At 60.5% G+C, this 21,998-nt stretch carries 22 protein-coding genes; 11 read left to right on the top strand and 11 right to left on the bottom strand.

Annotation, left to right across the window (positions count from 1 at the left end):
* Positions 1-11: 11 nt before the first annotated feature.
* The gene (locus tag G0Q00_RS11970) at positions 12-1,157 is read right to left on the bottom strand and encodes a phosphoserine transaminase (RefSeq protein ID WP_163039605.1); all 1,146 of its coding nucleotides are present in this window, start codon (positions 1,155-1,157) and stop codon (positions 12-14) included.
* Between the two features lie 276 nt (positions 1,158-1,433).
* Between G0Q00_RS11970 and serB the strand changes: the two genes are divergently transcribed.
* The gene (gene serB, locus G0Q00_RS11975) at positions 1,434-2,312 is read left to right on the top strand and encodes a phosphoserine phosphatase SerB (protein WP_163039607.1); all 879 of its coding nucleotides are present in this window, start codon (positions 1,434-1,436) and stop codon (positions 2,310-2,312) included.
* Positions 2,305-3,063 carry a TSUP family transporter gene (locus G0Q00_RS11980; RefSeq protein ID WP_163039609.1) on the top strand — a complete coding sequence of 253 codons (759 nt, stop codon included), beginning with the start codon at positions 2,305-2,307 and terminating at the stop codon, positions 3,061-3,063. Before serB ends, G0Q00_RS11980 begins: the two co-directional genes overlap by 8 nt.
* 69 nt (positions 3,064-3,132) lie before the next feature.
* Here G0Q00_RS11980 and G0Q00_RS11985 read toward each other — a convergent pair whose 3' ends face one another.
* Positions 3,133-4,137: an asparaginase gene (locus tag G0Q00_RS11985; protein ID WP_163039611.1), complete on the bottom strand. Its 1,005-nt coding sequence runs from the start codon at positions 4,135-4,137 to the stop codon at positions 3,133-3,135.
* Positions 4,138-4,320: 183 nt separating this feature from the next.
* Here G0Q00_RS11985 and G0Q00_RS11990 point away from each other — a divergent pair, with 183 nt between their 5' ends.
* From G0Q00_RS11990 to G0Q00_RS12000, 3 genes are all read left to right on the top strand, one after another.
* Positions 4,321-4,848 carry an invasion associated locus B family protein gene (locus tag G0Q00_RS11990; protein ID WP_163039613.1) on the top strand — a complete coding sequence of 176 codons (528 nt, stop codon included), beginning with the start codon at positions 4,321-4,323 and terminating at the stop codon, positions 4,846-4,848.
* A gap of 106 nt (positions 4,849-4,954) precedes the next feature.
* Complete coding sequence (gene rlmN / locus G0Q00_RS11995) at positions 4,955-6,145, top strand: 23S rRNA (adenine(2503)-C(2))-methyltransferase RlmN (RefSeq protein WP_163039615.1); 1,191 nt, start codon at positions 4,955-4,957, stop codon at positions 6,143-6,145.
* Between the two features lie 478 nt (positions 6,146-6,623).
* Positions 6,624-7,502 (top strand): Hint domain-containing protein, encoded by an 879-nt coding sequence (locus G0Q00_RS12000; RefSeq protein ID WP_370458567.1) that lies wholly within the window; start codon positions 6,624-6,626, stop codon positions 7,500-7,502.
* A 56-nt stretch (positions 7,503-7,558) separates the two neighbouring features.
* Here the strand turns inward: G0Q00_RS12000 and G0Q00_RS12005 are convergent, their stop codons facing one another.
* On the bottom strand, positions 7,559-8,188 hold the full coding sequence (locus tag G0Q00_RS12005; RefSeq protein WP_163039617.1) for a LysE family translocator: 630 nt from the start codon (positions 8,186-8,188) through the stop codon (positions 7,559-7,561).
* Between the two features lie 21 nt (positions 8,189-8,209).
* Positions 8,210-9,052: a TIGR00730 family Rossman fold protein gene (locus tag G0Q00_RS12010; protein WP_163039619.1), complete on the bottom strand. Its 843-nt coding sequence runs from the start codon at positions 9,050-9,052 to the stop codon at positions 8,210-8,212.
* 217 nt (positions 9,053-9,269) lie between these two features.
* Between G0Q00_RS12010 and dapD the strand changes: the two genes are divergently transcribed.
* A complete protein-coding gene (dapD, locus tag G0Q00_RS12015) occupies positions 9,270-10,097 on the top strand; it encodes a 2,3,4,5-tetrahydropyridine-2,6-dicarboxylate N-succinyltransferase (protein ID WP_163039621.1) in 828 nt (275 codons plus the stop codon).
* A 65-nt stretch (positions 10,098-10,162) separates the two neighbouring features.
* Here dapD and G0Q00_RS12020 read toward each other — a convergent pair whose 3' ends face one another.
* Complete coding sequence (locus G0Q00_RS12020; RefSeq protein ID WP_239058428.1) at positions 10,163-11,179, bottom strand: transporter substrate-binding domain-containing protein; 1,017 nt, start codon at positions 11,177-11,179, stop codon at positions 10,163-10,165.
* Between the two features lie 162 nt (positions 11,180-11,341).
* Between G0Q00_RS12020 and G0Q00_RS12025 the strand changes: the two genes are divergently transcribed.
* Positions 11,342-11,695: a hypothetical protein gene (locus G0Q00_RS12025; RefSeq protein WP_108858316.1), complete on the top strand. Its 354-nt coding sequence runs from the start codon at positions 11,342-11,344 to the stop codon at positions 11,693-11,695.
* Positions 11,692-12,321 (top strand): HAD hydrolase-like protein, encoded by a 630-nt coding sequence (locus tag G0Q00_RS12030; protein ID WP_163039625.1) that lies wholly within the window; start codon positions 11,692-11,694, stop codon positions 12,319-12,321. Before G0Q00_RS12025 ends, G0Q00_RS12030 begins: the two co-directional genes overlap by 4 nt.
* Before the next feature lie 4 nt (positions 12,322-12,325).
* Here G0Q00_RS12030 and G0Q00_RS12035 read toward each other — a convergent pair whose 3' ends face one another.
* Positions 12,326-12,898, bottom strand: coding sequence for a hypothetical protein (locus G0Q00_RS12035; protein WP_163039627.1), 573 nt, complete (start codon positions 12,896-12,898; stop codon positions 12,326-12,328).
* A gap of 165 nt (positions 12,899-13,063) precedes the next feature.
* Here G0Q00_RS12035 and dapE point away from each other — a divergent pair, with 165 nt between their 5' ends.
* Genes dapE through G0Q00_RS12050 form a run of 3 tightly spaced genes read left to right on the top strand, consistent with a single transcriptional unit; the run spans position 13,064 to position 17,651 of the window.
* The gene (gene dapE / locus G0Q00_RS12040) at positions 13,064-14,221 is read left to right on the top strand and encodes a succinyl-diaminopimelate desuccinylase (RefSeq protein WP_163039629.1); all 1,158 of its coding nucleotides are present in this window, start codon (positions 13,064-13,066) and stop codon (positions 14,219-14,221) included.
* Positions 14,218-16,473 carry a ribonuclease R gene (gene rnr / locus G0Q00_RS12045; RefSeq protein WP_163039630.1) on the top strand — a complete coding sequence of 752 codons (2,256 nt, stop codon included), beginning with the start codon at positions 14,218-14,220 and terminating at the stop codon, positions 16,471-16,473. Before dapE ends, rnr begins: the two co-directional genes overlap by 4 nt.
* Before the next feature lie 11 nt (positions 16,474-16,484).
* Positions 16,485-17,651 carry a lytic murein transglycosylase gene (locus G0Q00_RS12050; RefSeq protein WP_163039632.1) on the top strand — a complete coding sequence of 389 codons (1,167 nt, stop codon included), beginning with the start codon at positions 16,485-16,487 and terminating at the stop codon, positions 17,649-17,651.
* 77 nt (positions 17,652-17,728) lie between these two features.
* On the opposite strand, the gene G0Q00_RS12055 is transcribed toward G0Q00_RS12050, so the two are convergent.
* The 5 genes from G0Q00_RS12055 to G0Q00_RS12075 form a co-directional block, all read right to left on the bottom strand.
* Positions 17,729-18,676, bottom strand: a complete 948-nt coding sequence (locus tag G0Q00_RS12055) for an MBL fold metallo-hydrolase (protein WP_163039634.1) — start codon at positions 18,674-18,676, stop codon at positions 17,729-17,731.
* A gap of 127 nt (positions 18,677-18,803) precedes the next feature.
* Positions 18,804-19,496, bottom strand: coding sequence for a ribulose-phosphate 3-epimerase (gene rpe / locus G0Q00_RS12060; protein WP_163039636.1), 693 nt, complete (start codon positions 19,494-19,496; stop codon positions 18,804-18,806).
* Positions 19,497-19,583: 87 nt separating this feature from the next.
* Entirely contained in the window at positions 19,584-20,075 is a 492-nt protein-coding gene (locus G0Q00_RS12065) for a hypothetical protein (RefSeq protein WP_163039637.1), read from the bottom strand.
* The gene (locus G0Q00_RS12070) at positions 20,075-20,569 is read right to left on the bottom strand and encodes an RNA pyrophosphohydrolase (protein ID WP_163039639.1); all 495 of its coding nucleotides are present in this window, start codon (positions 20,567-20,569) and stop codon (positions 20,075-20,077) included. The genes G0Q00_RS12065 and G0Q00_RS12070 overlap by 1 nt, the downstream gene beginning before the upstream one ends.
* Before the next feature lie 94 nt (positions 20,570-20,663).
* Positions 20,664-21,998: a S41 family peptidase gene (locus G0Q00_RS12075; protein WP_163039641.1), complete on the bottom strand. Its 1,335-nt coding sequence runs from the start codon at positions 21,996-21,998 to the stop codon at positions 20,664-20,666.

Genomic DNA, 21,998 nt, shown 5'->3' on the forward strand with positions numbered 1-21,998 from the left:
GGGCAAATGTCTTACTGTGCTGCGATTTCGGCGTTGAACGCCCAATCCAGCCACGGCATCAGCGCCTCGACGTCCGACGTCTCGACCGTGCCGCCACACCAGATGCGCAGACCGGCGGGGGCGTCGCGATAGGCGCCAACATCCAGTGCCACGCCTTCAGCTTCCAGACGCTTGGCTACAGCCTTGGCGAAACTCGCGCCGTCTTTGATGCGGTCGTCGGTGAACTTCAGACAGACCGAAGTGTTCGACAGCGTGGTTGCGTCTTCGGCAAGGAAGTCGACCCAATCGCGCATCTCAACGAAATCGGCGACAGCCTTGGTGTTGGCATCCGCGCGGTGGATCAGCCCTTCCAGCCCGCCAACCGAACGCGCCCAGTCCAGCGCGAACAGATAGTCCTCGACCGCCAGCATCGACGGCGTGTTGATGGTTGCGCCGGTGAAGATGCCGTCGATCAGCTTGCCGCCTTTGGTCAGGCGGAAGATTTTCGGCAGCGGCCATGCGGGGGTATAGCTTTCCAGACGCTCAACAGCGCGCGGGCTCAGGATCAGAATGCCGTGAGCCGCTTCACCGCCCAGCACTTTCTGCCAAGAGAACGTGGTCACATCCAGCTTGTCCCACGGCAGGTCCATCGCAAACGCGGCCGAGGTCGCGTCACAAATGGTCAGACCTTCGCGGTCGTCGGCAATCCAGTCACCGTTCGGAACACGCACGCCCGAGGTGGTGCCGTTCCACGTAAAGACAACATCATTTGCGAAATCGACCGATGCCAGATCAGGCAGATGGCCGTAATCGGCGGTCTTGGCGACGGCGTCCAGCTTCAGCTGTTTCACAACATCGGTGACCCAGCCCGAACCGAAGGATTCCCAAGCCAGCATCTCGATCCCGCGGGCGCCTAGAAGCGACCATAGTGCCATTTCAACCGCGCCAGTGTCGGACGCAGGAACGATGCCGATCTTATAGTCAGCGGGGATGCCCAGCACCTCGCGCGTGCCTTCAATGGCCGCTTTCAGCTTGTCCTTGCCGATGGCGGCACGGTGCGAGCGACCCAAGGCGGCGTCGGCCAAGGCATCAAGATTCCATGTGGGGGGTTTGGCGCAGGGGCCAGAGGAAAAACGCGGATTGGCCGGCCGCGTTGCCGGTTGTGCAATATCAGTCATGATACCCTCGCAGATATGTGCCCTTCGTTGGGGAAGGGTGTCCCACTGACCGAAGTAAGGGGCGTTTTGATGCTGCACAAGCAAAAAAGCGTCGGAATTGACATGTGATAGGTCGAAAACGGGCGCAAAATGACCACTATCGGAAACTTGCGACGCGGTTGGAAACGGGGAATTCACGCAGTTGGCGCGGCAAATCTTAGGATTCGGCCTTGTGAAACAGGCGTGATCTGCCGCATGAAACGGACAGCTTCAATTTGCCCAACAAAGGCCCACCCCATGTATTTCGCCACGCTGATCGCATCGCCCTCTGCCCGCAACCTCGAGCCCGCTTTGGTCGAAAACCTGCGCAACGCGTGGGGCGGCGGGGATGCGGTCTGGCTGGCGCCGGACGAGGCCGCCGAGTTCTCGCTGGACGCGCTGCCCGGCAACCAATGGGAGGTCTGGGACGATCTGCAGCAAATGGGCGTCGACCTGATCGTTCTGCCTGCCGAGGGGCGGAAAAAGAAGATGCTGCTGGCGGATATGGACTCGACCATGATCCAGCAGGAATGCATCGACGAGCTGGCGGACGAAGCGGGCGTCGGCGAGCGTGTGAAAGACATCACCGCGCGCGCGATGAATGGAGAGCTGGACTTTGAAGGCGCGTTGACCGAGCGTGTGGGGCTTTTGAAAGGTCTGCCGGAAAGCGTCATCGGCGACGTTCTGGCCAATCGCATCACCTTGATGCCGGGCGGCACGCCGCTGCTGTCCACGATGAAAGCCAACGGGGCCTATGCGGCGCTGGTGTCCGGCGGCTTCACCGCCTTCACCGCCCATGTCGCCGCCACGCTGGGCTTTGACGAAAACCGCGCCAACACGCTGAACGTCGCGGACGGCGCGCTGACCGGCACCGTCGGCCTGCCCATTCTGGGGCGCGAGGCGAAAGTGCAGGCATTGAAGGAAATCTCTGCCCGCCTTGGCCTGTCCCATGACGATGTGATGGCCGTGGGTGACGGCGCGAACGACCTTGGCATGCTGGGTCTGGCGGGTGCAGGCGTTGCGCTGCACGCCAAGCCGTCCGTCGCGGCAGAGTGCGATATTCGCATCAACCACGGCGACCTGACGGCGCTGCTGTATATCCAAGGCTACGCGCAGACAGATTTCGTAGATGGCTGAGTTCTCAGCGGAAATCCTGCTGTTCCTTCTCGCCGCCGGGTTTGTAGCCGGATTCATCGACAGCATCGCAGGCGGAGGCGGCCTGATCACGCTCCCCGCCCTTTTGATCGCCGGTGTGCCGCCAGTGACGGCGCTAGCTACCAACAAGGTGCAGGGGCTGTTCGGCGCGGGCATGGCGGCGGTGACCTATGCCCGCAAAGGCCACGTGAATCTACGCAGGCAGTTGAAATCCGCTGCCATCGCCTTTGTCGCCGCCCTTCTGGGCGCGCTGTCCGTCAACGCCCTGCCGACCGAGCTAATCCGCATGGTGCTACCTATATTGCTGGTGGCAATCGCGCTCTTCTTCGCGCTGAAACCCGGCTTGGACGACGTGGACCGTCATCAACGGCTGACACCTGTTCTGTTCGCGCTGACCTTTGTGCCAGCGGTCGCGTTCTATGACGGCCTCTTAGGACCGGGGGCTGGCGCCTTCTATATGCTCGCCTTCGTTGCGATGGCAGGCCACGGCATCCTGAAAGCGACCGCCCACACAAAGCTTCTGAACTTCGCATCGAACGTGGGCGGGCTGGCCGGATTCCTGCTGGTGCTGTCCCCGCTTTGGATGATCGGACTGGCAATGGGCGTGGCGCAGATGGCGGGGGCCTATGTCGGGTCGTCGCTGGCCTCGCGGATTGGCGCCAAGCTTATCAAACCGCTTCTGGTGATCGCCTCATCCGCCATGGCGCTGAAGCTGATCACCGACTTGCTCTAGCTTTTTCTTGTTCCAAATATCCTGGGGGAGCGTGAAGCCCGCACGGGCTTCACGCGGGGGTAAAGCCCCTTACAACGCCAGCACCGCCTCACTCGGGCGGATGAAGCCCGTGTTCAGACCCATAAGATTCAAAACATCCGGGTTCAGACGCTTCTTCACATCAGGATGCGCCGGATCCAGCACACCCAGCTTCACCAAGATCGCTGCCACGGCGCATTCAGACGCGCGGGTCGAACCATCCTCGATCTTCAGCGCGACACCCATCTCAAGCTCTGGGATGATGGCAACAAAGAATGCCTCGGCTCCGGTTTTCAAAGCCACCTTGCCGGGGGCCGTGCGCATAAGCTCGGTGCAGGCGCGGGTTTCACCGGCCACAAGCTCGGGATGCAACATCATCGCCTCGCGCAGACGGGCCGACGCCTTCTGTCGCATATCCCCATCCTCGTTCGCAGACGCAAACCCAGCCATCGCGCGCCCCATGCCCAAGAGCGTGCTAGCATGGTTCGGGGCCGAACACCCGTCGATGCCGAAACCGGGGCTAACTTCATCCGTGACTTCCTCAAACGCTTGCTTGATTGCCACCTGAATGGGGTGGTCGAGCTCGACATACTCCGGATCGCTCACACCCATATGGCGGCTGAGTGTCAGGAACCCCGCGTGCTTGCCCGAACAGTTGTTGTGAATACGGCACGGGCTGTCATCGGTCTTGATTAACCCGATCTTGGCAGGCCTGTCGTCGGGCCATTGCGGGCCACACCGCAAGTCGTCATTGCCCAGCCCCATATCCGCCAACCAACGCGACACACGGTCGGTGTGAATGGCCGCGCCCTGATGGCTGGCACAGGCCAACGCAAGCTGCTCGGTCGTCAACCCAGCCGCATCCGCCGCCCCGCTTTCCACCAGCGGCAAGGCCTGCAACATCTTGGCCGATGAGCGTGGCAAGATCACCTGATCAGGGTCGCCCCAAGCATGTACAATCTGACCGGTTTTATCCACGACAACAGCGTGCCCACGGTGCTGGCTTTCCAGAATGTCGCCACGCCAGACCTCGACCAGACGTTCTGCCTTACTCATATCGCTCTCCTTCACCCGGGAAACACGCGGAAATCCGCCACCGGGGCTTTCATTACCCTGTCTTTTGGCGCTAGACTGCGCGTGCAGACATGGAAACGACCTGAGCAGTTTGGTCAAGAGCCACTTAAGATGGCCGGGCCAGCGCAACGGTCCGAGGCAGAGGCAGCGGAGGCTGTATTAGACATGAACCGTTTGATCTTGGGTGCGATTGGCGCCTTTGGCCTGTCGATGGCAGCGACAGGTGTCATGGCACAAGAAAGCACGAACCGGGTGTCGGCAAACACCGATTGGAGCGTTTTCGTAGAGAATAACCCGGCCGAGTGCTGGAGCGTCTCCAGCCCGAAGGAAACCGTAAACACCAAGAACGGCCGCGCCGTGGCGGTGAAACGCAGCGACATCCTGCTGTTCGTTAGCTATCGCCCCGGCAGCAACGTGAAGGGCGAAGTCTCGTTCACCGGCGGCTATCCTTTCGCGCCCGGCTCGACCGTGGCTATGACCATCGGAAGCAACAGCTATCAGCTGTTCACCGACGGCGAATGGGCGTGGGCAGCCAGCCCCGCCGATGATGCCAAGATCGTCAAGTCGATGAAGGGTGGCGCGAAGGCCGTTCTGTCAGCAGAATCCGCACGCGGCACCAAAACGCAGGACACGTTCAGCCTGCTGGGCTTCACCGCCGCCGTGGATGAAGCCGGAAAGCGCTGCGCCAACTAAAGCTGATCCAATTTGGGTGATCTGCCACGCGGGGGTGAAAACCTTCGCGTGACAAGCTATATATGTTGCCCTATAGACTGCCGCCCTGCACGGTAAGGAACGCGACATGGACCCCAAGGCCCCGATCACTCAGGATGTAATGACCATCCCTCGTAAGGACACGCCCAGCGACAAGCGCAATCTTGTCGGGCTGACGCGCGACCAAATGCGCGATGCGCTGATCGAGATGGGCACGCCGGAAAAACAGGCCAAAATGCGTACGGGCCAGATCTGGCAGTGGATCTATCAGTGGGGCAAACGCGACTTCGCTGACATGACCAACCTTGCCAAGGCCTACCGTGCCCAACTGGCCGAGCATTTCGTGATCGAAATCCCCGAGGTTGTGACCCGTCAGGTGTCCGAGGACGGCACCCGTAAATACCTCTGCCGCATCGCCGGCGGTCACGAGGTCGAGGTCGTGTATATCCCTGAAGAAGGTCGTGGCACACTGTGCATTTCCAGCCAAGTTGGCTGCACGCTGACCTGTTCCTTCTGCCACACGGGCACGCAGAAACTGGTGCGCAATCTGACAGCGGCCGAGATCGTAGGGCAGGTGATGATGGCCCGCGACGATCTGGACGAATGGCCCGTTCCGGGCGAGCCGAAAGACGAAACGCGCCTGCTGTCCAACATCGTCCTGATGGGCATGGGCGAACCGCTGTATAACTTCGACAACGTACGTGACGCGATGAAGATCGCGATGGACCCGGAAGGCATCCAGCTGTCACGTCGCCGGATCACCCTGTCGACTTCCGGCGTTGTCCCTGAAATCGCCCGCACGGCGCAGGAAATCGGCTGCCTTCTGGCCATCAGCTTCCACGCCACCACGGACGAAACCCGCGACGTGCTGGTCCCGATCAACAAGCGCTGGAACATCGAAGAGCTTCTGGGCGCGCTGTCGGCCTACCCCAAAGCCTCGAACAGCGAACGGATCACGTTTGAATACGTGATGCTGAACGGCGTGAATGACTCGGACGAAGACGCGCATCGTCTGATCGAGCACATCAAGCGCCACACCATCCCGGCCAAGATCAACCTGATCCCATTCAACGAATGGCCCGGTGCGCCCTATAAGCGCTCGTCCAACAACCGCATCCGCGCCTTCGCGAACATCATCTATCAGGCCGGGTACGCCAGCCCGATCCGCAAGACGCGCGGCGAAGACATCATGGCCGCCTGCGGTCAGCTGAAATCGGCCACCGAACGCGCACGCAAATCGCGCAAGCAGATCGAGGCCGAGGCCGGGCTAAGGGGGTAACCCCCCTCAAGGCTGTTTGCAGAATTCTTACACACTCAGCAGCTGACTTGCTGTGACTTGGATATTTAACAGCCCCAAGTATCGGGTGCGCCTGCGCCTAAGAAACGCGAACACACAAACTGACACCACCCGCATTCCCGTCGCCCCGGACAAATTTGCCTCATGAACACGTGGCAACGCGCAGGATTGACCTGCGCTTTGTTCGTTTGGGGCTCTCGTTATTTGAACGACTGCACCCCATGAATCCCAGCTGAGAGCGCTCGCCTTTCAAGAGATACCCGGCAATATTGGATGATTTTTAAGGGAATTTGACACAACCAGAACAGATTGGCTAAATAAAGTTGCCTTCTAAGCTACTGGGGCGAGATTGGCTCAACCTTAAAGGGAGGGCGTGGGGAACTGAACCATGGCGTCATTAACGCTTACGTTTCCTCCGGGGACTGTTGCATCCATTTCCAAATCGCAAGGCGATTGGATCGTGGATTCCGTCAACACAACCGAAGTGGTCATCGTCGTCGAGGATTTGAATAACGACGGAACCATTTCGAATGACGAATGGGATGCAGCCATATCCGGGGATGGCAATGATATTGGGGATGGTGGCTATCTTTATCAGGGCCAAGGCACCTCTGGTTTTCTGTACTCAACGGACGGCACTACCACCTTTACCGTTGGCCAGAACGTCACCGATATTCGCACGGCGATGTCGAACCATTTCGAAGCGGACGTCTCGGCCATTGTCTGCTTCGCCAAGGGGACACGGATCGCCACCCCCACCGGCCCACAGCGGATCGAGACGCTGTCCGAAGGGAACAAGGTACTGACCGCCGATGGCGACAGTTGCACGATACGCTGGATCGGACGCCGCGAAGTCTCGATGTTCGAGATGCTGCACGCCCCGAAACTGCGCCCCGTGCGTATACGCGCTGGTGCCTTGGGCAACCACCTGCCCGAATGCGACCTGCTGGTCAGCCGACAGCACAGGATCCTGATCCGCTCGAAGATTGCCGAGCGTATGTTTGGCACGAAAGAGGTGTTGATCCCCGCCATCAAACTTGTCGGATGCACGGGCATCGAGGTCGAAGATCAGCCGAGAGCGCTGGAATACTTCCACATCCTTCTCGATGACCATGAGATTCTTCTGGCAAACGGCGCACCGGCCGAAAGCCTGTTCACCGGGCCAGAAGCGTTGAAATCATTGTCGCCCGAAGCGCTCGACGAGATCGAAACCCTCTTCCCCGCGGTTCTGGAACGGATCGCCACACAAGGCCCGGCCGCCTTGGTTCCGTCCAACACAAAGATCAAGCGCATGATCGAACGGCACATCAAGAACGATAAAGAGCTGATCGGCGGCTGACCACTATCTGGGCAAGATTGTTCTCGCAGGACAAGGGCAATCACGCGTGACTTGGCCTATTGCTGCACAACGGATTTAAAGCCCAGAAGAATGGCGGCCAGAACCATGAAGCCGCCGCCAACGCGGTCGACCCACAGCTTTGCAGACCCCTTAAAGCGGGAGGCGATCCAGCTTGCACCCAGCCCGTAGACGGACAGAAACATCCCATCCATGATGATATAGGTCGCCGACAGGATCAGGAATTGCGGCCAGAAAGCGCTGTCTGCCGAGATGAACTGCGGAAACAGCGCCGCAAAGAACATAACGGCCTTGGGATTGGCGGCCGATGTTAGGAATCCCTGCATCCACAGCGCATAAAGCGACACAGAAGCGCGCGCGCTGGGCGCTCCGATCCCGTCCGTCTTTGCGCGCAGGAACATTCGCACACCAAGCCACAAAAGATAGGCAACGCCCACCCATTTGATGACGGCCAGCGCGGTGGCAGACGCAGCGATCAGAACCGCCAATCCCAGACCGGCGGCCAGCATATGCAGTACATTTGCAAACAGGTCGCCGGACGCGGTGGACAAAGCGCGCCGAAAGCCATGCGCTCCGCTGTTTGACATCATCAATAGCTGACTTGGACCCGGAGTGATCATCAATGCCAACACCGTTCCGATATAGAGAGTCCAGCTATCGAATGTCATGTATCACCTCGTGCTGTGCCCTCACCGTCCCGGAAGTTCGTCCCGCGCCTCGCGGCTTGGCCAGTTGTCGATCGCGTCCACCGCTTCCTGTGCGGTTTCGACGAATTTGAACAGGTCCAGATCCTCGGCGCTGATGGTGCCGGCGTCGGACAGGGCCTCCCAATTCACGATCTTGGTCCAGAACTCGCGTCCGAACAATAGGATCGGGACCTTCTTCATGCGGCCGGTCTGGATCAGGGTCAGGCTCTCGAACAGCTCGTCCAGCGTGCCGAAGCCGCCGGGGAAGATTGCGATCGCCTCTGCGCGCATCAGGAAATGCATCTTGCGGATGGCGAAATAGTGGAAGTTGAAGCACAGATCCGGCGTGACGTATTCGTTGGGTGCCTGTTCGTGCGGCAGCACAATGTTCAAACCGATGGACACACCGCCCGCGTCTTCTGCACCACGGTTGCCAGCCTCCATCACGCCGGGGCCGCCGCCGGTGACGACGACGTTCTCGCGATGGCCATTCACCTTCGAGCGCAGGGTCAGCAGACGCGCAAACTCGCGCGCTTCGTCATAGAACTTGGACAGGTCGGCCAATGTCTGGGTGCGGGCGCCGTCCTTTTTCGACGGTTCGGGGATACGCGCGCCGCCGAACAGGACCACGGTGCTTTCCACGCCATATTCCTGCATCATCAGCTCCGGCTTCAGAAGTTCCAGCTGAAGGCGCACCGGGCGCAGTTCGTCCCGGCACATGAAATCTTGATCGTCATAGGCCAGCTTATAGGCTGGCGCGCGGGTCTGTGCTGTATCGGGCGTCTGATGCGCGGTTTCGCGGTCCTGATGACTGTCACGAAGCGGATGGTTGCGGTCGTCTTTCATGGCACTGGTCCTGTCACAGTTTGCGTCTCTACCCCAAGGCGTAACGGCTTTACCGCGAGAGGACCAGAGCCTGATGGTCACCTTCGCGCGATGAAAACGTCGCTTGGGTGACGCTTGTCGCCGCAGATGGGCGCACCCGGCCCAATCATCGTTGCGAAAAAGGGTCGTGGGCCTTATAGGCCTTGTGAAACATTGACGCGCCTACGGAGATACCGACATGTCGAACGCCCAATTGGAAGCCGCCATCGAAGCCGCCTGGGAGGCGCGCGATACCATCACCCCATCCACCGGCGGTGAAACCCGTGAAGCCATCGAAGCCACGCTGAACGCTCTGGACAGCGGCAAGCTGCGCGTAGCCGAGAAGCAGGAAAGCGGCGACTGGCATGTGAACCAGTGGGCCAAGAAAGCCGTACTGCTGGGCTTCCGCCTGAAGGACATGGAACAGCAAGATGGCGGCCCGCAGGGTGGTCACTGGTGGGACAAGGTCGACAGCAAGTTCAAAGGCTGGGGCGACGCTGAGTGGACCGAGGCCGGCTTCCGTGCCGTGCCCAACTGTATCGTCCGCAAGTCGGCCTTCATCGCCCCCGGCGCGGTTCTGATGCCGAGCTTTGTAAACCTTGGCGCCTATGTTGACGAAGGCACCATGGTTGACACTTGGGCCACCGTTGGTTCGTGTGCCCAGATCGGTAAGAACGTACACCTGTCGGGTGGCGTTGGCATCGGTGGCGTGCTGGAGCCCATGCAGGCCGGCCCGACCATCATCGAAGACAACTGCTTTATCGGCGCCCGTTCGGAAGTCGTTGAAGGCTGTATCGTGCGCGAAGGCTCGGTTCTGGGCATGGGCGTGTTCATCGGCCAGTCGACCAAGATTGTCGACCGCGAGACCGGCGAAGTGATGTATGGCGAAGTGCCTTCCGGTTCGGTTGTGGTTGCTGGCTCGATGCCCTCGAAGAACGGCATCAACCTGTATTGCGCCGTGATCGTAAAGCGCGTGGACGCCAAGACCCGCTCGAAAACCTCGATCAACGACCTGCTGCGCGACTGATCTGACACATTATCCGGCCCACACCTTGCTGGGCCGGACAGCTTTATTCGGCGGTCATGCGATGGTTATCGCGGGCCGCCGAACCATTTCACCGACAGGTCAGAATAGACGCCGGTTTCGATCAGGCGCAGTAGCGCGACATTGATGTCTTCGCGCAAAGGTGTGCCTGTGGGAAGCGCGATGCCATAGCTTTCCGGGCGGAACACGCTGTCCAGCACCTCGCCATAACGGGCGCCATCGTTCTGGGCGTAATGGGCCAGAATGGGGCCGTCGAAGATGACGGCGTCCAGTTCGCCTTGCTCGAAATCGCCCAGCAGAGCGTCCAGCGAGTCATAGCCCGAATAGACCATGCCGCGATCTTCCAAGAAGATCGACGCGGTCGACTCCTCGGTCGTCCCCACGCGTTTGCCATCCAGATCAGTCACCGAATGGATCGAGCCCGAAATCGCGCTGACCGTGATGGACGCAGTGATATGGGCGACAAAGACCGACACGACAAACAGGCTTGAAATCACAAGGAACGTGCCGAACAACCGCCCGAAGACTGACCGCGGCATACGCTCTTCAAAGCCGCCGTTCACCACCAGATTCAGCGCCCACCAGAACGCCGGGAACATCGCCTGTTTGGCATCCCCTTCGAAGTAGGGTTGCTTGTCGCGTTCAAAGAACCACATCAGCATGCCACCACCCAAAAGCAGCGCGAAGGCCGCCAGAATGGCAAGCGCCAGATCAAGACTGATCAGGGTGGACCAGATGCTGACCCCCTCTTGGTCACGCGGCACCATGATCCGCAATCCGCCGTGATAGATCGGCTGCGAGAAATCCATGCGGCTTTCCCGGTCGCGCGTGATCGAGATATTGGCGATCGCCCCGTCGACCTGCGCGGTTTCGACCATCTGCAACATCGCGGGGAAGCTGTCGACGACCTCGAAACTGACGGTTTGCCCCATCTCGGTGGCAATCTCGGTCATCAGATCGATGGCAAAACCTGATGGGGCGTCCTCGCCCGACATCGCGAATGGTGGTCGCTCGACCGTTACAAATTCAAGATCAGATGCCTGAGCATATGACTCGGTAGTCATACAAATCGTTGCCAGACACACAGCGGCCAAGTGGCGGAGCCTTTGTGCAATCATCGCGCTTTTCCCCAAAACTACTCTTTCCACATACCCCGGCGCGCCGGGTGTGCCAACTGCTAGCGTTTGTCCCTTGCGCTTTTCGGGGCGATCTGCCACGCATTTTTCATGACCAAAACAACCAAGACCAAGAAGCCTCACAAAGTGTATACACTGCTGGTTGAGGTGGGACGCAAAGACGATGACGGGCTGCCCGATGGCGCCACGGGTGCCGCGTTGGTGTGTTACGCCTCTGGCGTAGACGAAGCCGAAGCCGTGCGCGAGACCGTTGCCATTCTGAAACAGGCCGATTTGGCCCCGCTGGATGTCAGCGGATACGGATCGCTGGATGACCGTCTGGCCGAGGGCCACGACATCCCTGCCGAAGAACGCAAGCTGATGGGTCGCGCGCTGGCTGAAAACAGCGTGATCGTCGCCCAGATGACCCCATTCTTTGACGACGAAAAACGGCCCCTTCAATGATCTTTTGGGATCTGGATGGCACGCTGACGGATCCCAAACCGGGCATCACCGGCAGCGTGATCAAGGCACTGCATGATCTTGGCCTGCCTGCCCCCAGTGCAGATGATCTGGAATGGGTGATCGGCCCCGCGCTTTTGTGGAGCTTCGAAAAGCTCGGCGCCCCGGATCCAGACGCCGCGCTCGACGCGTATCGCAAGTACTATAATCACGGCGGCGGCATGTATGATTGCACCGTTTATGACGGCATTCTACGCGTGCTGGACGATCTGGCCACGCGGCATCAGATGAGCATCGCGACCGCGAAACCCCACACCTATGCCCGCAAGATCACCGCGCATTTTGGGCTGGCCCAGCACATGGCGCACGAGTTCGGACCCGAACTGGACGGCACCCGCAATGACAAGGCCGAGCTGTTGGCCCACGCGCTGACGATCACCGGGGACGACCCTGCGCGCTGCGTGATGATCGGGGATCGGCACTATGACCTAAAAGCAGCCCGCGCCAACAACATGGCGTTCATCGCGGTGGGCTGGGGCTATGGCGGGCCGGACGATCTGTCAGACGCAGATGCCCATGTACAAACGCCCGACGATTTGCCGGGCGTTATTGAGGCTCTGATCGGATAAGACGTCAGGGCGTCACGATCGTAACAAAACTGTCCGGGATTGACCGATCCTGCATCGCGAACTTGTCCAAGGGGATGACCAGCGTCGCCTTGTCGCCACTATCCGACAGCGTGCCGGTCGTTTCGACGATCTGACCTTCGATCGTGAAGGTCAAGTTACGCCCCACCAGCATTTGCTGCATCATCGCCAACATGCCGGGATCCATGCCACCTTCGCCCACGCTGGCCTTCATCTCGGCCAGGTCGAAGGTGATACGCAGATTGCCGTCCTCCAGCTTCTCGATCTGGGCGGTTTGATCCGGGTCCATGCCTTCGTCAGAGGCCTCCAGCTCGGCGATCATTTCGTCAATCGTGCCGGACATCTCGGTCGTGCACTGATAGTCGCCGTTGTCCAGCGTCGTCGCGACACCGTCCTCGCACATATCTTCGCCGCTGGATGCCATCATCTGAGACCCCTCAGGTCCCATCGTCACCGTGGACGAGACGGTTGCATTGTCGCCGTCAATCTTCAGGGTCAAATCCATATCAACACAGGCAGATAGGGGCAAAAGGCATAGAAGGAACAAGAGTTTACGCATCGGGCGCTCCAATCAGGGATTGCAATATGCAGGCAGGTTAGCGGCCACGTGGCGCAGGGTCCAGCGCGACAGGGCGCATTGGTCCCTCACGGGCAGGGTTTCGCGGGCAAGGGACGTTTCCACCGGTCGCGGCACCTGTTAAGGGTGGGGGGAATGGAGAATTTGATGACGACGACCCAACCTGCCCCGCTTGATCCTGTGGATCTGACCCAACGACTCGTACGCTGCGCGTCGGTCACGCCGGACGAAGGCGGAGCTTTGACGCTGCTTGAGGGCATCCTGACCGGGGCGGGCTTCACCTGCACCCGCGTGGATCGTGGCGAGGTATCGAACCTGTTTGCCCGCTGGGGGTCCAAGAACGCCCGCACGTTGGGCTTCAATGGGCATACGGACGTGGTCCCCGTGGGCGATGTAGGCGCATGGAGCGTCGACCCCTTCGGCGCGGAAATCCGTGACGGATACCTGTATGGTCGGGGTGCGACCGACATGAAATCAGGCGTGGCTGCGTGGGTGGCCGCCGCCGTGGATTTCACCCGCCACGCGCCCGAGGATGCGTCATTGGTGATCACCATCACGGGTGATGAGGAAGGCCCGGCCACTGACGGCACCGTCGCCATTCTGGATTGGATGGAGACACAGGGCGAAAAGATGACCGACTGCGTTGTCGGCGAACCCACCTGCCCCAATGAAATGGGCGAGATGATGAAGATTGGGCGGCGTGGGTCCATGACCGCGTACTTCACCGCCCGCGGCGTACAGGGCCACGCGGCCTATCCGCATCGCGCGCTGAACCCGGTGCCTGCGCTGGCCCGCCTGATGGCCGATCTGGCCGCGCATGAGCTGGACACAGGCACCGACCATTTTGATGCCTCAACACTGGCTGTCACCACCATCGATACCGGCAACCCGGCGACCAACGTGATCCCCGCCGAAAGCCGCGCGACCGTGAACATCCGCTTCAACGACGCCCATAGCTCGGACAGCCTGACCAAGTGGTTACAGGCGGAAGCCGAGCGCGTCGGCAACGACACCGGCGTGGATATCGAGATGGTCGTGACCGTCTCAGGCGAAAGCTTCGTGACGCCTCCGGGTGAGTTGTCCGAACTGATCTCGAACGCCGTGCAGGCGGAAACGGGGCTGGTGCCCGAAGCGTCCACATCCGGCGGCACCTCGGACGCGCGCTTCGTGCAATATCACTGCCCGGTGGTCGAATTTGGTCTTGTCGGCAAAACCATGCATGCGGTGGATGAACGGGTCGAAGTTGCCCTGATCCCGCAGCTTAAATCCATCTACAGCCGCATCATCCAGGATTATTTCGCATGAGCAAACTGCCCACAAAGAAGGCCATTCTGGACTGGATTTCGGAGAACCCGACCCAAACCGCAAAACGCGACATCGCGCGGGCCTTCGGGATTCGCGGCGCCGCCCGGATCGACCTGAAACGCATCCTGAAAGAACTGGAAGCCGAGGGTCATCTGCAAAAGCGCAAAAAGACCTATCGCGACGCAGACAAGCTGCCTCCGGTCTCTGTTCTGAGCGTCAAAGGCCCGGACGCGGATGGCGATATGTTTGCATATCCCACCGAATGGACCGGCGAAGGCGCGGCCCCGCGCGTGCTTCTGGTGGCAAAAGATGGCGACCCCGCGCTGGCAGAGGGCGAGCGCATTCTGGCCCGCCTGACCGAGGTGAAGGACGAATCTCACGCCTATGAAGGTCGCCTGATCCGGCGCATCGGCACCAACCCCCAACGCATTCTCGGGATCTTCCGCAAAGGCTCGGAAGGCGGGCGGATCGTGCCAATTGATAAGGGTGCGGACAAGGAATGGATGGTCGAGCCCGGCGCGGAAGACGGCGCCAAGGATGGCGAACTGGTCGAAGCACAGCGCTCGGGGCCCAAGGCCCGCATGGGCCTGCCCCGCGCACGCGTCGTGGCCCGTCTGGGCGACCCCACCGCCCCCAAAGCAGTCAGCTTGATCGCGATCCACCAACACGGCATCCCCGACGCTTTCCCAGATCGCGTGATCGAGGAAGCAGATGCCCAGAAACCCGCGGGCCTGAAGAACCGCGAAGACCTGCGGCACTTGCCGCTGATCACCATCGACCCGGCAGACGCGCGCGACCACGATGACGCGGTTTACGCCCATGCCGATGACACGCCCGGAAATCCCGGCGGACATGTGGTCTGGGTCGCGATTGCCGATGTGGCGCATTACGTCACGCCCGGATCTGCGCTGGACAACGAGGCGCGCAAGCGCGGCAACTCCAGCTATTTCCCCGACCGCGTGGTGCCGATGCTGCCCGACCGTCTGTCGGGCGATCTGTGCAGCCTGCATGAAGGCGTCCCGCGCGCCTGTCTGGCCGTGCGCATGGTCTTGGACGCGCAGGGCAACAAAAAAAGCCACAGCTTCATTCGCGGGCTGATGCAGTCCCATGCCTCGCTGAATTATGCCGAGGTGCAGGCCGCGCAAGACGGTCAGCCGAACGAAAAATGCGCGCCGCTGATGGAGGACGTCATCGCGCCGCTCTATGCCGCCTATCGGTCCGCCAAACTGGGCCGCGCGGCCCGACAACCACTGGACCTGGACCTGCCCGAACGCAAGATCGTACTGGGCGAGGACGGCAAAGTCGCCTCGATCGACTTCGCCGACCGGTTCGACGCGCACAAACTGATCGAAGAGTTCATGATCCTGGCCAATGTCGCGGCCGCGGAAGAGCTGATGCGCCTGAAGCGCCCGCTTCTGTTCCGTGTGCACGAAGAACCCAGCCCCGAAAAGCTGGAAGCCCTGCGCGAAGTCGCACAGGCATCGGGCTTCACGCTGGCCAAGGGGCAGGTTCTGCAAACCCGCCATCTGAACAACCTACTGGCACAGGCCGAAGGCAGCGAGTTTGACGAGCTGATCAACATCTCGACCCTGCGGTCGATGACGCAGGCCTATTACTTTCCAGAGAACTTCGGGCATTTCGGGCTGTCGCTTCGGTCCTACGCCCACTTCACCTCGCCCATCCGGCGCTATTCCGACCTGATCGTGCACCGCGCGCTGGTGTCTGGGCATGGCTGGGGAGATGACGGGCTGTCGCCGCAGGACGTGGATAATCTGGAAGGAACCGCAAAGCACATCTCGGAAACCGAGCGCCGGTCGATGTTGGCCGAGCGCGATACCACTGACCGCTATCTGGCGGCCTATCTGTCCGAGCGCGTCGGCGGAGAATTCACCGGTCGGATTTCCGGCATTGCCCGCTTTGGTATGTTCGTAAAGCTGGACGACAGCGGGGCGGACGGGCTGGTGCCGCTCAGCACGTTGGGCAATGAGTACTTCAACTTCAATGCCGATGATCAGACCCTGACGGGTGAACGGTCGAAGCTTACACTTGGGCTGGGCCAGCGCGTTGTCGTGCGCCTGACCGAAGCCATTCCCACCACCGGCGGGCTGGCGTTGGAGCTGCTTGAAGTCGAAGGCCGCAAGCTGCCCCGCACATCGGTGCGCAAGGGGGGGAAATCTGGCCGGCGAAAACCCGTGAACAATGCGCGGAAAAAGGCCAAACTCAATCGAAAGGTGAAACGATCCCGGCATTAATGTCGGATGGGATGGCGAGGTCGATTGTGACGGATACATTTGGGGACGCAGAGAAGAGCTTTGATCAGTGGCGCGATAGCTACATTGAAAAGGCAACGCAGGTTGGGATCTCGGATGAGACACTTAAGCATGCAATGCCCTTTCTGGTGCTGGATCCCAGCATTCACGCGCAGCAATCCAATCAATCCGAGTTCGCCCTGAACATTTCGCAATACCTCGACCGCGCCGTCACCCTTGAGCGAGTCAGCAAAGGCCGCGCCACGTTTCGCAACCAGCGACAAATCCTGAACGACATCGCCGAGGCATACCGCGTGGACCCTCAGGTCATTCTGGCGATTTGGGGGGTCGAGACTGACTATGGCCGGGTTCGGGGCGCGCATTCCGTTCTGACCGCACTTGGCAATCTGGCCCATAACGGCCACCGCGCCAGTTTCTTTGAAGCCGAATTGACCACTGCCTTGTCGATCATCGATGGGGGGCACGTGGATGCCGATGCGATGCTCGGATCCTGGGCGGGGGCGATGGGACATGGGCAGTTCATGCCCTCGAGCTTCCTGAATTTCGCTGTGGATCACGACCAGGACGGACGGCGAGATATATGGTCGAACGATCCGACCGACGGGTTGGCCTCGATCGCGAACTATCTGGCCCAGCACGACTGGCATGAAAGCCAGCCTTGGGGGATCGAGGTGCAGCTGACTGACGGATTTGATTTCACCCAAGCAGGTCCCGAACACCGCCTCCCCACGGCCGATTGGAACGGCATGGGCGTGTGCACGATAGAGGGAACGGCGCTACCGGATTATGGCGATGCCTCGGTGCTGTGCCCCTCGGGCGCGACAGGTCCGGCGTTTTTGGTCAACCACAACTTCCACGTCATTCTAACCTATAACCGGGCCGAGGCTTACGGCATCGCGGTTGGGTATCTGTCGGATCGGCTGGCCGGCTCGCGCGCCAAGATCACCCCTTGCCCCGAGGGCCTGACGCCCCTGACCCGCGGTCAGATGGCCCAGCTTCAAATGCGCCTGACGGCTGCCGGGTATGACACGCAAGGGGCAGACGGGTTCACCGGCCCCAACACGCGCACGGCCCTACGGGCCTATCAGAATGACATAGGTTTGATCCCGGATGGGTTCGCAACACTCGCCTTGCTGAACGGACTCGCCCCCTCTGCCTGACCCCTACGCTTTTTCTTGTCAGAAATATCCCGGGGTGAGCGCGCAGCGCGAGGGGCAGAGCCCCTGTCCAGCCGCGCCTATTCGAATTCCATCTCGGCATAGACTTGACCCGCATTCTTGGTGGCCAGTTCTTCAAACGTGTCGTGGTGCGCGAAGGGGGACTGGTCGACGTAATAGGCTTCGTCCAGCGTACCGCCGCCTTCCAGAAGCTTGCCAACCTCACCGCGCAGATGTTTCAGATAGCCGATCGTGTGCTCTTCCACTTGCGCCATGTTGGTCGGATAACCGTGGCCGGGGATCACATAGGCCGCGCCGATGGGTGCAAAGACGGTTTCCCATGTTTCGATCCAGCAGCTGGTGCAGGTGTCTTCGAAAATCGGCGGGATACGGTTGTGGAAGGCCATGTCACCCGCGATCATCAGGCTGTCTTCGGGCAACCAGACCTGAATGTCGCCGGGGCTGTGGGCGGGGCCGGAATAGAGGACCTCGATGGTTTTATCACCCATCGTGATGACCTCTTTTTCCTCAAACGTGCGGGTCGGGCCCATCGGCTCGGTGCCTTCCCAGTTTTCCTGTGCATAGCGCTTCATGCCTTCGAACAGCTGCCCTGCGTATTCTTCAAACTCGTGGGCGGCGTCCACATGGGCGAGCACCTCGACACCTTGATTGATCCAGTAATTGTTGCCCAGCATCGCGTGGCCCTGACCGTTTTCATTGATCACAAGCTTCACGGGTTGGTCGGTGATGGTCTTGATTTCGGCGTGGAGCGCTTCGGCCAATTTGTAATTTGCACCCGCGTTCACCACGATCACCCCATCGCCCGTCACGATGAAGCTGAGGTTGTTGTTATGGCCCGCGTTCTCATAGGTGGGAGGGGCTGTCGCACCGATCGCAGACCAGACATCCGGGATCACCTCGACCGGCTTTTCGTACAGGACCGAGTCCGGGTACTGGTCGGCAATGTCTTCGTCCGCCAGCGCGGGCAGAGCGAGACAGATCAGGATGGCGGTGGTGATGCGAAACATGGGATCCTCCGGAAATCAGTTCCAAATAGATTGTCACATTCGCATGTGTTGTTCTAGCAAAAAGAGAACGCATCCCGCCGGGAGATTTTAAGCCTCCGGCGGGGATATTTTCGACAAGAAAAAGAGGTCAGCCTTGCACGGCTGCCGCGGCGGCGCGCAGGGCGCGGATGTTGTCGCCATAGACCTCGGGCGTGTCGACCGAACCACCTTTGAACACGGCCGAGCCTGCGACGAAGCAATCCGCGCCGGCTTCGACCAGCGGGCCGATGGTGGTGGGGTCAACGCCGCCGTCCACTTGGATGTGGATGTCGCGATCGCCGATCATCTCGCGCACTTGGCGCACTTTCTCGACCGAGGAGGGGATGAATTTCTGACCACCGAACCCGGGGTTTACGCTCATCACCAGCACCATGTCGCAAAGCGGCAGCAGGTGTTCGATCACGGATGCAGGCGTGCCGGGGTTCAGGCTGATGCCCGCCTTGGCGCCGGTGGCTTTGATGGCTTGCAGAGTGCGGTGCGGGTGGGGGCCGGCCTCGTAATGGGCGACGATCATGTCGGCGCCCGCGTCGGCATAGGCCTGAATGTAGGGATCGACCGGGGCGATCATCAGGTGCACGTCCATGAAGGTTTTCACATGCGGACGGAAGGCTTTGACGGCGGGCGGGCCGAAGGTCAGGTTCGGCACGAAATGGCCGTCCATCACATCCACATGCACCCAATCCGCGCCCTGCGCTTCGATGGCTTGGATTTCCTGGCCAAAGTTGGCGAAATCAGCAGAAAGGATCGACGGCGCGATCTTGATGGAACGATCAAAGGACATGGGGGCCTCCGGGCAGCATGGATTTGCCGCCCTTATAGAGTGTTTCGCGCGTTTGCGAAGGGTGAAAGCGCGCCCTGCCCGTTATGGTCAGCGGAAAGGCAATTCCGGGTCGCAGCGCTTGCCTTGAATGCAAGCGGTGACTTTGGAAAGGGTCTCTTTGTCAGGGTCTTGGAAGGCGAAGCCGCCGCATGGGTTGGCCTCTAGCAGATAGCCGTCGCCCATTTTCTTCAGATAGACCAGATAGTCCGCCCCATTGCTCAGCCCCGAGCACCACGGCCCGGCGCATTGCACATTGATGTCGATGTCGCGCACAAATTGCGCGGTAAAGCCCGCGCGGGTCAGGGCTTGGCCGTCGATGCGCCCGGTCAGGAAGTTGTCGGGCTGCACGTCTTCCTGATGGTCCCAATCCACCTTGGGCAGCTTGCTTTCATCGAAGCGCAACGTGCCGTGGGCGACCACATAGCTATCCTCGGACTTGGCAGCGTCGTTGTACGCAGCGATGGCGTTATACGGCATGCACGACAAGGCCGAGGCCGCAGAGGGCACCACCATAAAAATCGCCAACGCCAAAGCACGCATCACAGATACTCCTGAAATCCTTCCATCACCTTGGCATAGATTTCACGTTTGAAGGGCACGATATTATCGACGACCTCGTTTGTGGCCATCCATTGCCAACGGCTGAATTCGGGATGGTCGGTTTCGATGTTCACCTGCGCGTCGTCGCCGTGGAAGCGCAACAGGAACCAGCGCTGTTTCTGGCCGCGATAGCGCCCCTTCCAGATCTTCGGCACGATGTCGTGGGGCAGGTCGTAGGGCAGCCAGTCCTCCAGCTCGGCCTCGATCGTCACAAGATCCGCGGTGATGCCGGTTTCTTCCCACAGCTCGCGCAGGGCGGCTTCGCGGGGGTCTTCTCCGTCATCCACCCCACCCTGAGGCATCTGCCACGCAGTTTGTGTACCCAACTTCGGCGCGTCCAGACGTTGGCCGACAAACGCCTTGCCGTCGGCGTTCAGGATCATGATGCCCACGCAGGGGCGATAGGGAAGTTTTAAGATCTCTTCGGGGGTCATCGGGGCCTCGTCTTTTTTCGCGACCCTAACGGGCGGCGTAGAAAAGGAAAAGGGCCACCCGAGAGGGCGGCCCTTGATGGTCATGCAACTGGGATTACTCGGTTCCCTTGATCGCCGACAGGCCCTTGATCAAATCGACCGCGTAGGACAGTTGGAAGTCCTCGTCGCGCAGCCTGGCGGCCTCTTCGGCGGCTTCGCGCTCTTCCTCGATCTGACGGCGTTCGTCATCGGACAGGCTGTCATTGTTCAGGCTGCCGCGCAGATCGGCTTCGCTGCGGGTGCGGCTGTTGCCTTCCTCGTTCTCTTCGCTTTCGGGCTGACGCGGTGGCTGTTCCACCACGATGTCGGGCGACACGCCCAGCGCTTGGATCGAGCGGCCCGAGGGTGTGTAGTAACGCGCGGTGGTCAGGCGCATTGCGCCTTCGGACGCCACCGGCATCACCGTCTGGACCGAGCCTTTTCCGAAGCTCTTCGTGCCCACGACGATGGCGCGGCGGTGGTCCTGCAGGGCACCGGCCACAATCTCGGACGCCGAGGCCGAGCCGCCATTGATCAGCACCACGATCGGCTTGCCTTCGGCCAGATCACCAGCCTGCGCGTTCACACGCTCGCTTTCTTCCGGGTTGCGACCGCGGGTCGACACGATTTCGCCGCTGTTCAGGAACGCATCCGACACGGCGATGGCTTGGGTCAGCAGACCGCCGGGGTTGTTGCGCAGATCAAGCACGACGCCTTCGACGTTCTCAAATCCACCCAGCGCTTCGACCTCGCGGGCCAGACCGTCTGCCATGTTGGGATAGGTCTGGTCGTTGAAGGTGGTGACGCGCAGCACAACCGTGTTGCCCACGGTGCGGGCAGTGGCAGCGGTCAGCTTGATCGTGTCGCGGATGATCGAGACGTCGAACGGCTCGTCCACACCTTCGCGCACCACGGTGATGATGATTTCCGAGCCAACCGGGCCGCGCAGCTTGTTCACCGCCTCGTCCAGCGTCAGACCCAGCAGGCTTTCGCCATCCACATGGGTGATATAGTCGCCGGTCTCCATGCCCGCATCATCGGCAGGGGTGCCATCCATTGGCGAGACGACGCGAACGAAGCCCTCTTCCTGCGTCACTTCGATGCCCAGACCGCCAAACGAGCCACGGGTCTGCACGCGCATATCGGCGGCATCTTTGGGCGACAGATAGCTAGAGTGCGGATCAAGCGAAGACAGCATGCCGTCAATCGCGGCCTCGATCAAATCGCCGGGTTCAACCTCTTCGACATACTGCGCACGGATTCGTTCGAAAATGTCGCCAAACAGGTCAAGCTGCTCGTACACGGTTGCGTTTTCACTGGCGTCCTGCGCGATCAAGGGGCCGGCAACCTGTGTGGTCAGAATGGCGCCTGCCAAGGTTCCGCCCAGCGCGGCCATTACGAATTTCTTCAT

This window comes from Aliiroseovarius sp. PrR006 (assembly GCF_010500215.1).
Classification (GTDB): domain Bacteria; phylum Pseudomonadota; class Alphaproteobacteria; order Rhodobacterales; family Rhodobacteraceae; genus Aliiroseovarius.

Coding starts and splice junctions, on each gene's coding strand:
- G0Q00_RS11970 (WP_163039605.1), bottom strand. CDS start 1,157: ATGACTGATATTGCACAACCGGCAACGCGGCCGGCCAATCCGCGTTTT.
- serB (WP_163039607.1), top strand. CDS start 1,434: ATGTATTTCGCCACGCTGATCGCATCGCCCTCTGCCCGCAACCTCGAG.
- G0Q00_RS11980 (WP_163039609.1), top strand. CDS start 2,305: ATGGCTGAGTTCTCAGCGGAAATCCTGCTGTTCCTTCTCGCCGCCGGG.
- G0Q00_RS11985 (WP_163039611.1), bottom strand. CDS start 4,137: ATGAGTAAGGCAGAACGTCTGGTCGAGGTCTGGCGTGGCGACATTCTG.
- G0Q00_RS11990 (WP_163039613.1), top strand. CDS start 4,321: ATGAACCGTTTGATCTTGGGTGCGATTGGCGCCTTTGGCCTGTCGATG.
- rlmN (WP_163039615.1), top strand. CDS start 4,955: ATGGACCCCAAGGCCCCGATCACTCAGGATGTAATGACCATCCCTCGT.
- G0Q00_RS12005 (WP_163039617.1), bottom strand. CDS start 8,188: ATGACATTCGATAGCTGGACTCTCTATATCGGAACGGTGTTGGCATTG.
- G0Q00_RS12010 (WP_163039619.1), bottom strand. CDS start 9,052: ATGAAAGACGACCGCAACCATCCGCTTCGTGACAGTCATCAGGACCGC.
- dapD (WP_163039621.1), top strand. CDS start 9,270: ATGTCGAACGCCCAATTGGAAGCCGCCATCGAAGCCGCCTGGGAGGCG.
- G0Q00_RS12020 (WP_239058428.1), bottom strand. CDS start 11,179: ATGACTACCGAGTCATATGCTCAGGCATCTGATCTTGAATTTGTAACG.
- G0Q00_RS12025 (WP_108858316.1), top strand. CDS start 11,342: ATGACCAAAACAACCAAGACCAAGAAGCCTCACAAAGTGTATACACTG.
- G0Q00_RS12030 (WP_163039625.1), top strand. CDS start 11,692: ATGATCTTTTGGGATCTGGATGGCACGCTGACGGATCCCAAACCGGGC.
- G0Q00_RS12035 (WP_163039627.1), bottom strand. CDS start 12,898: ATGCGTAAACTCTTGTTCCTTCTATGCCTTTTGCCCCTATCTGCCTGT.
- dapE (WP_163039629.1), top strand. CDS start 13,064: ATGACGACGACCCAACCTGCCCCGCTTGATCCTGTGGATCTGACCCAA.
- rnr (WP_163039630.1), top strand. CDS start 14,218: ATGAGCAAACTGCCCACAAAGAAGGCCATTCTGGACTGGATTTCGGAG.
- G0Q00_RS12050 (WP_163039632.1), top strand. CDS start 16,485: ATGGCGAGGTCGATTGTGACGGATACATTTGGGGACGCAGAGAAGAGC.
- G0Q00_RS12055 (WP_163039634.1), bottom strand. CDS start 18,676: ATGTTTCGCATCACCACCGCCATCCTGATCTGTCTCGCTCTGCCCGCG.
- rpe (WP_163039636.1), bottom strand. CDS start 19,496: ATGTCCTTTGATCGTTCCATCAAGATCGCGCCGTCGATCCTTTCTGCT.
- G0Q00_RS12065 (WP_163039637.1), bottom strand. CDS start 20,075: ATGCGTGCTTTGGCGTTGGCGATTTTTATGGTGGTGCCCTCTGCGGCC.
- G0Q00_RS12070 (WP_163039639.1), bottom strand. CDS start 20,569: ATGACCCCCGAAGAGATCTTAAAACTTCCCTATCGCCCCTGCGTGGGC.
- G0Q00_RS12075 (WP_163039641.1), bottom strand. CDS start 21,998: ATGAAGAAATTCGTAATGGCCGCGCTGGGCGGAACCTTGGCAGGCGCC.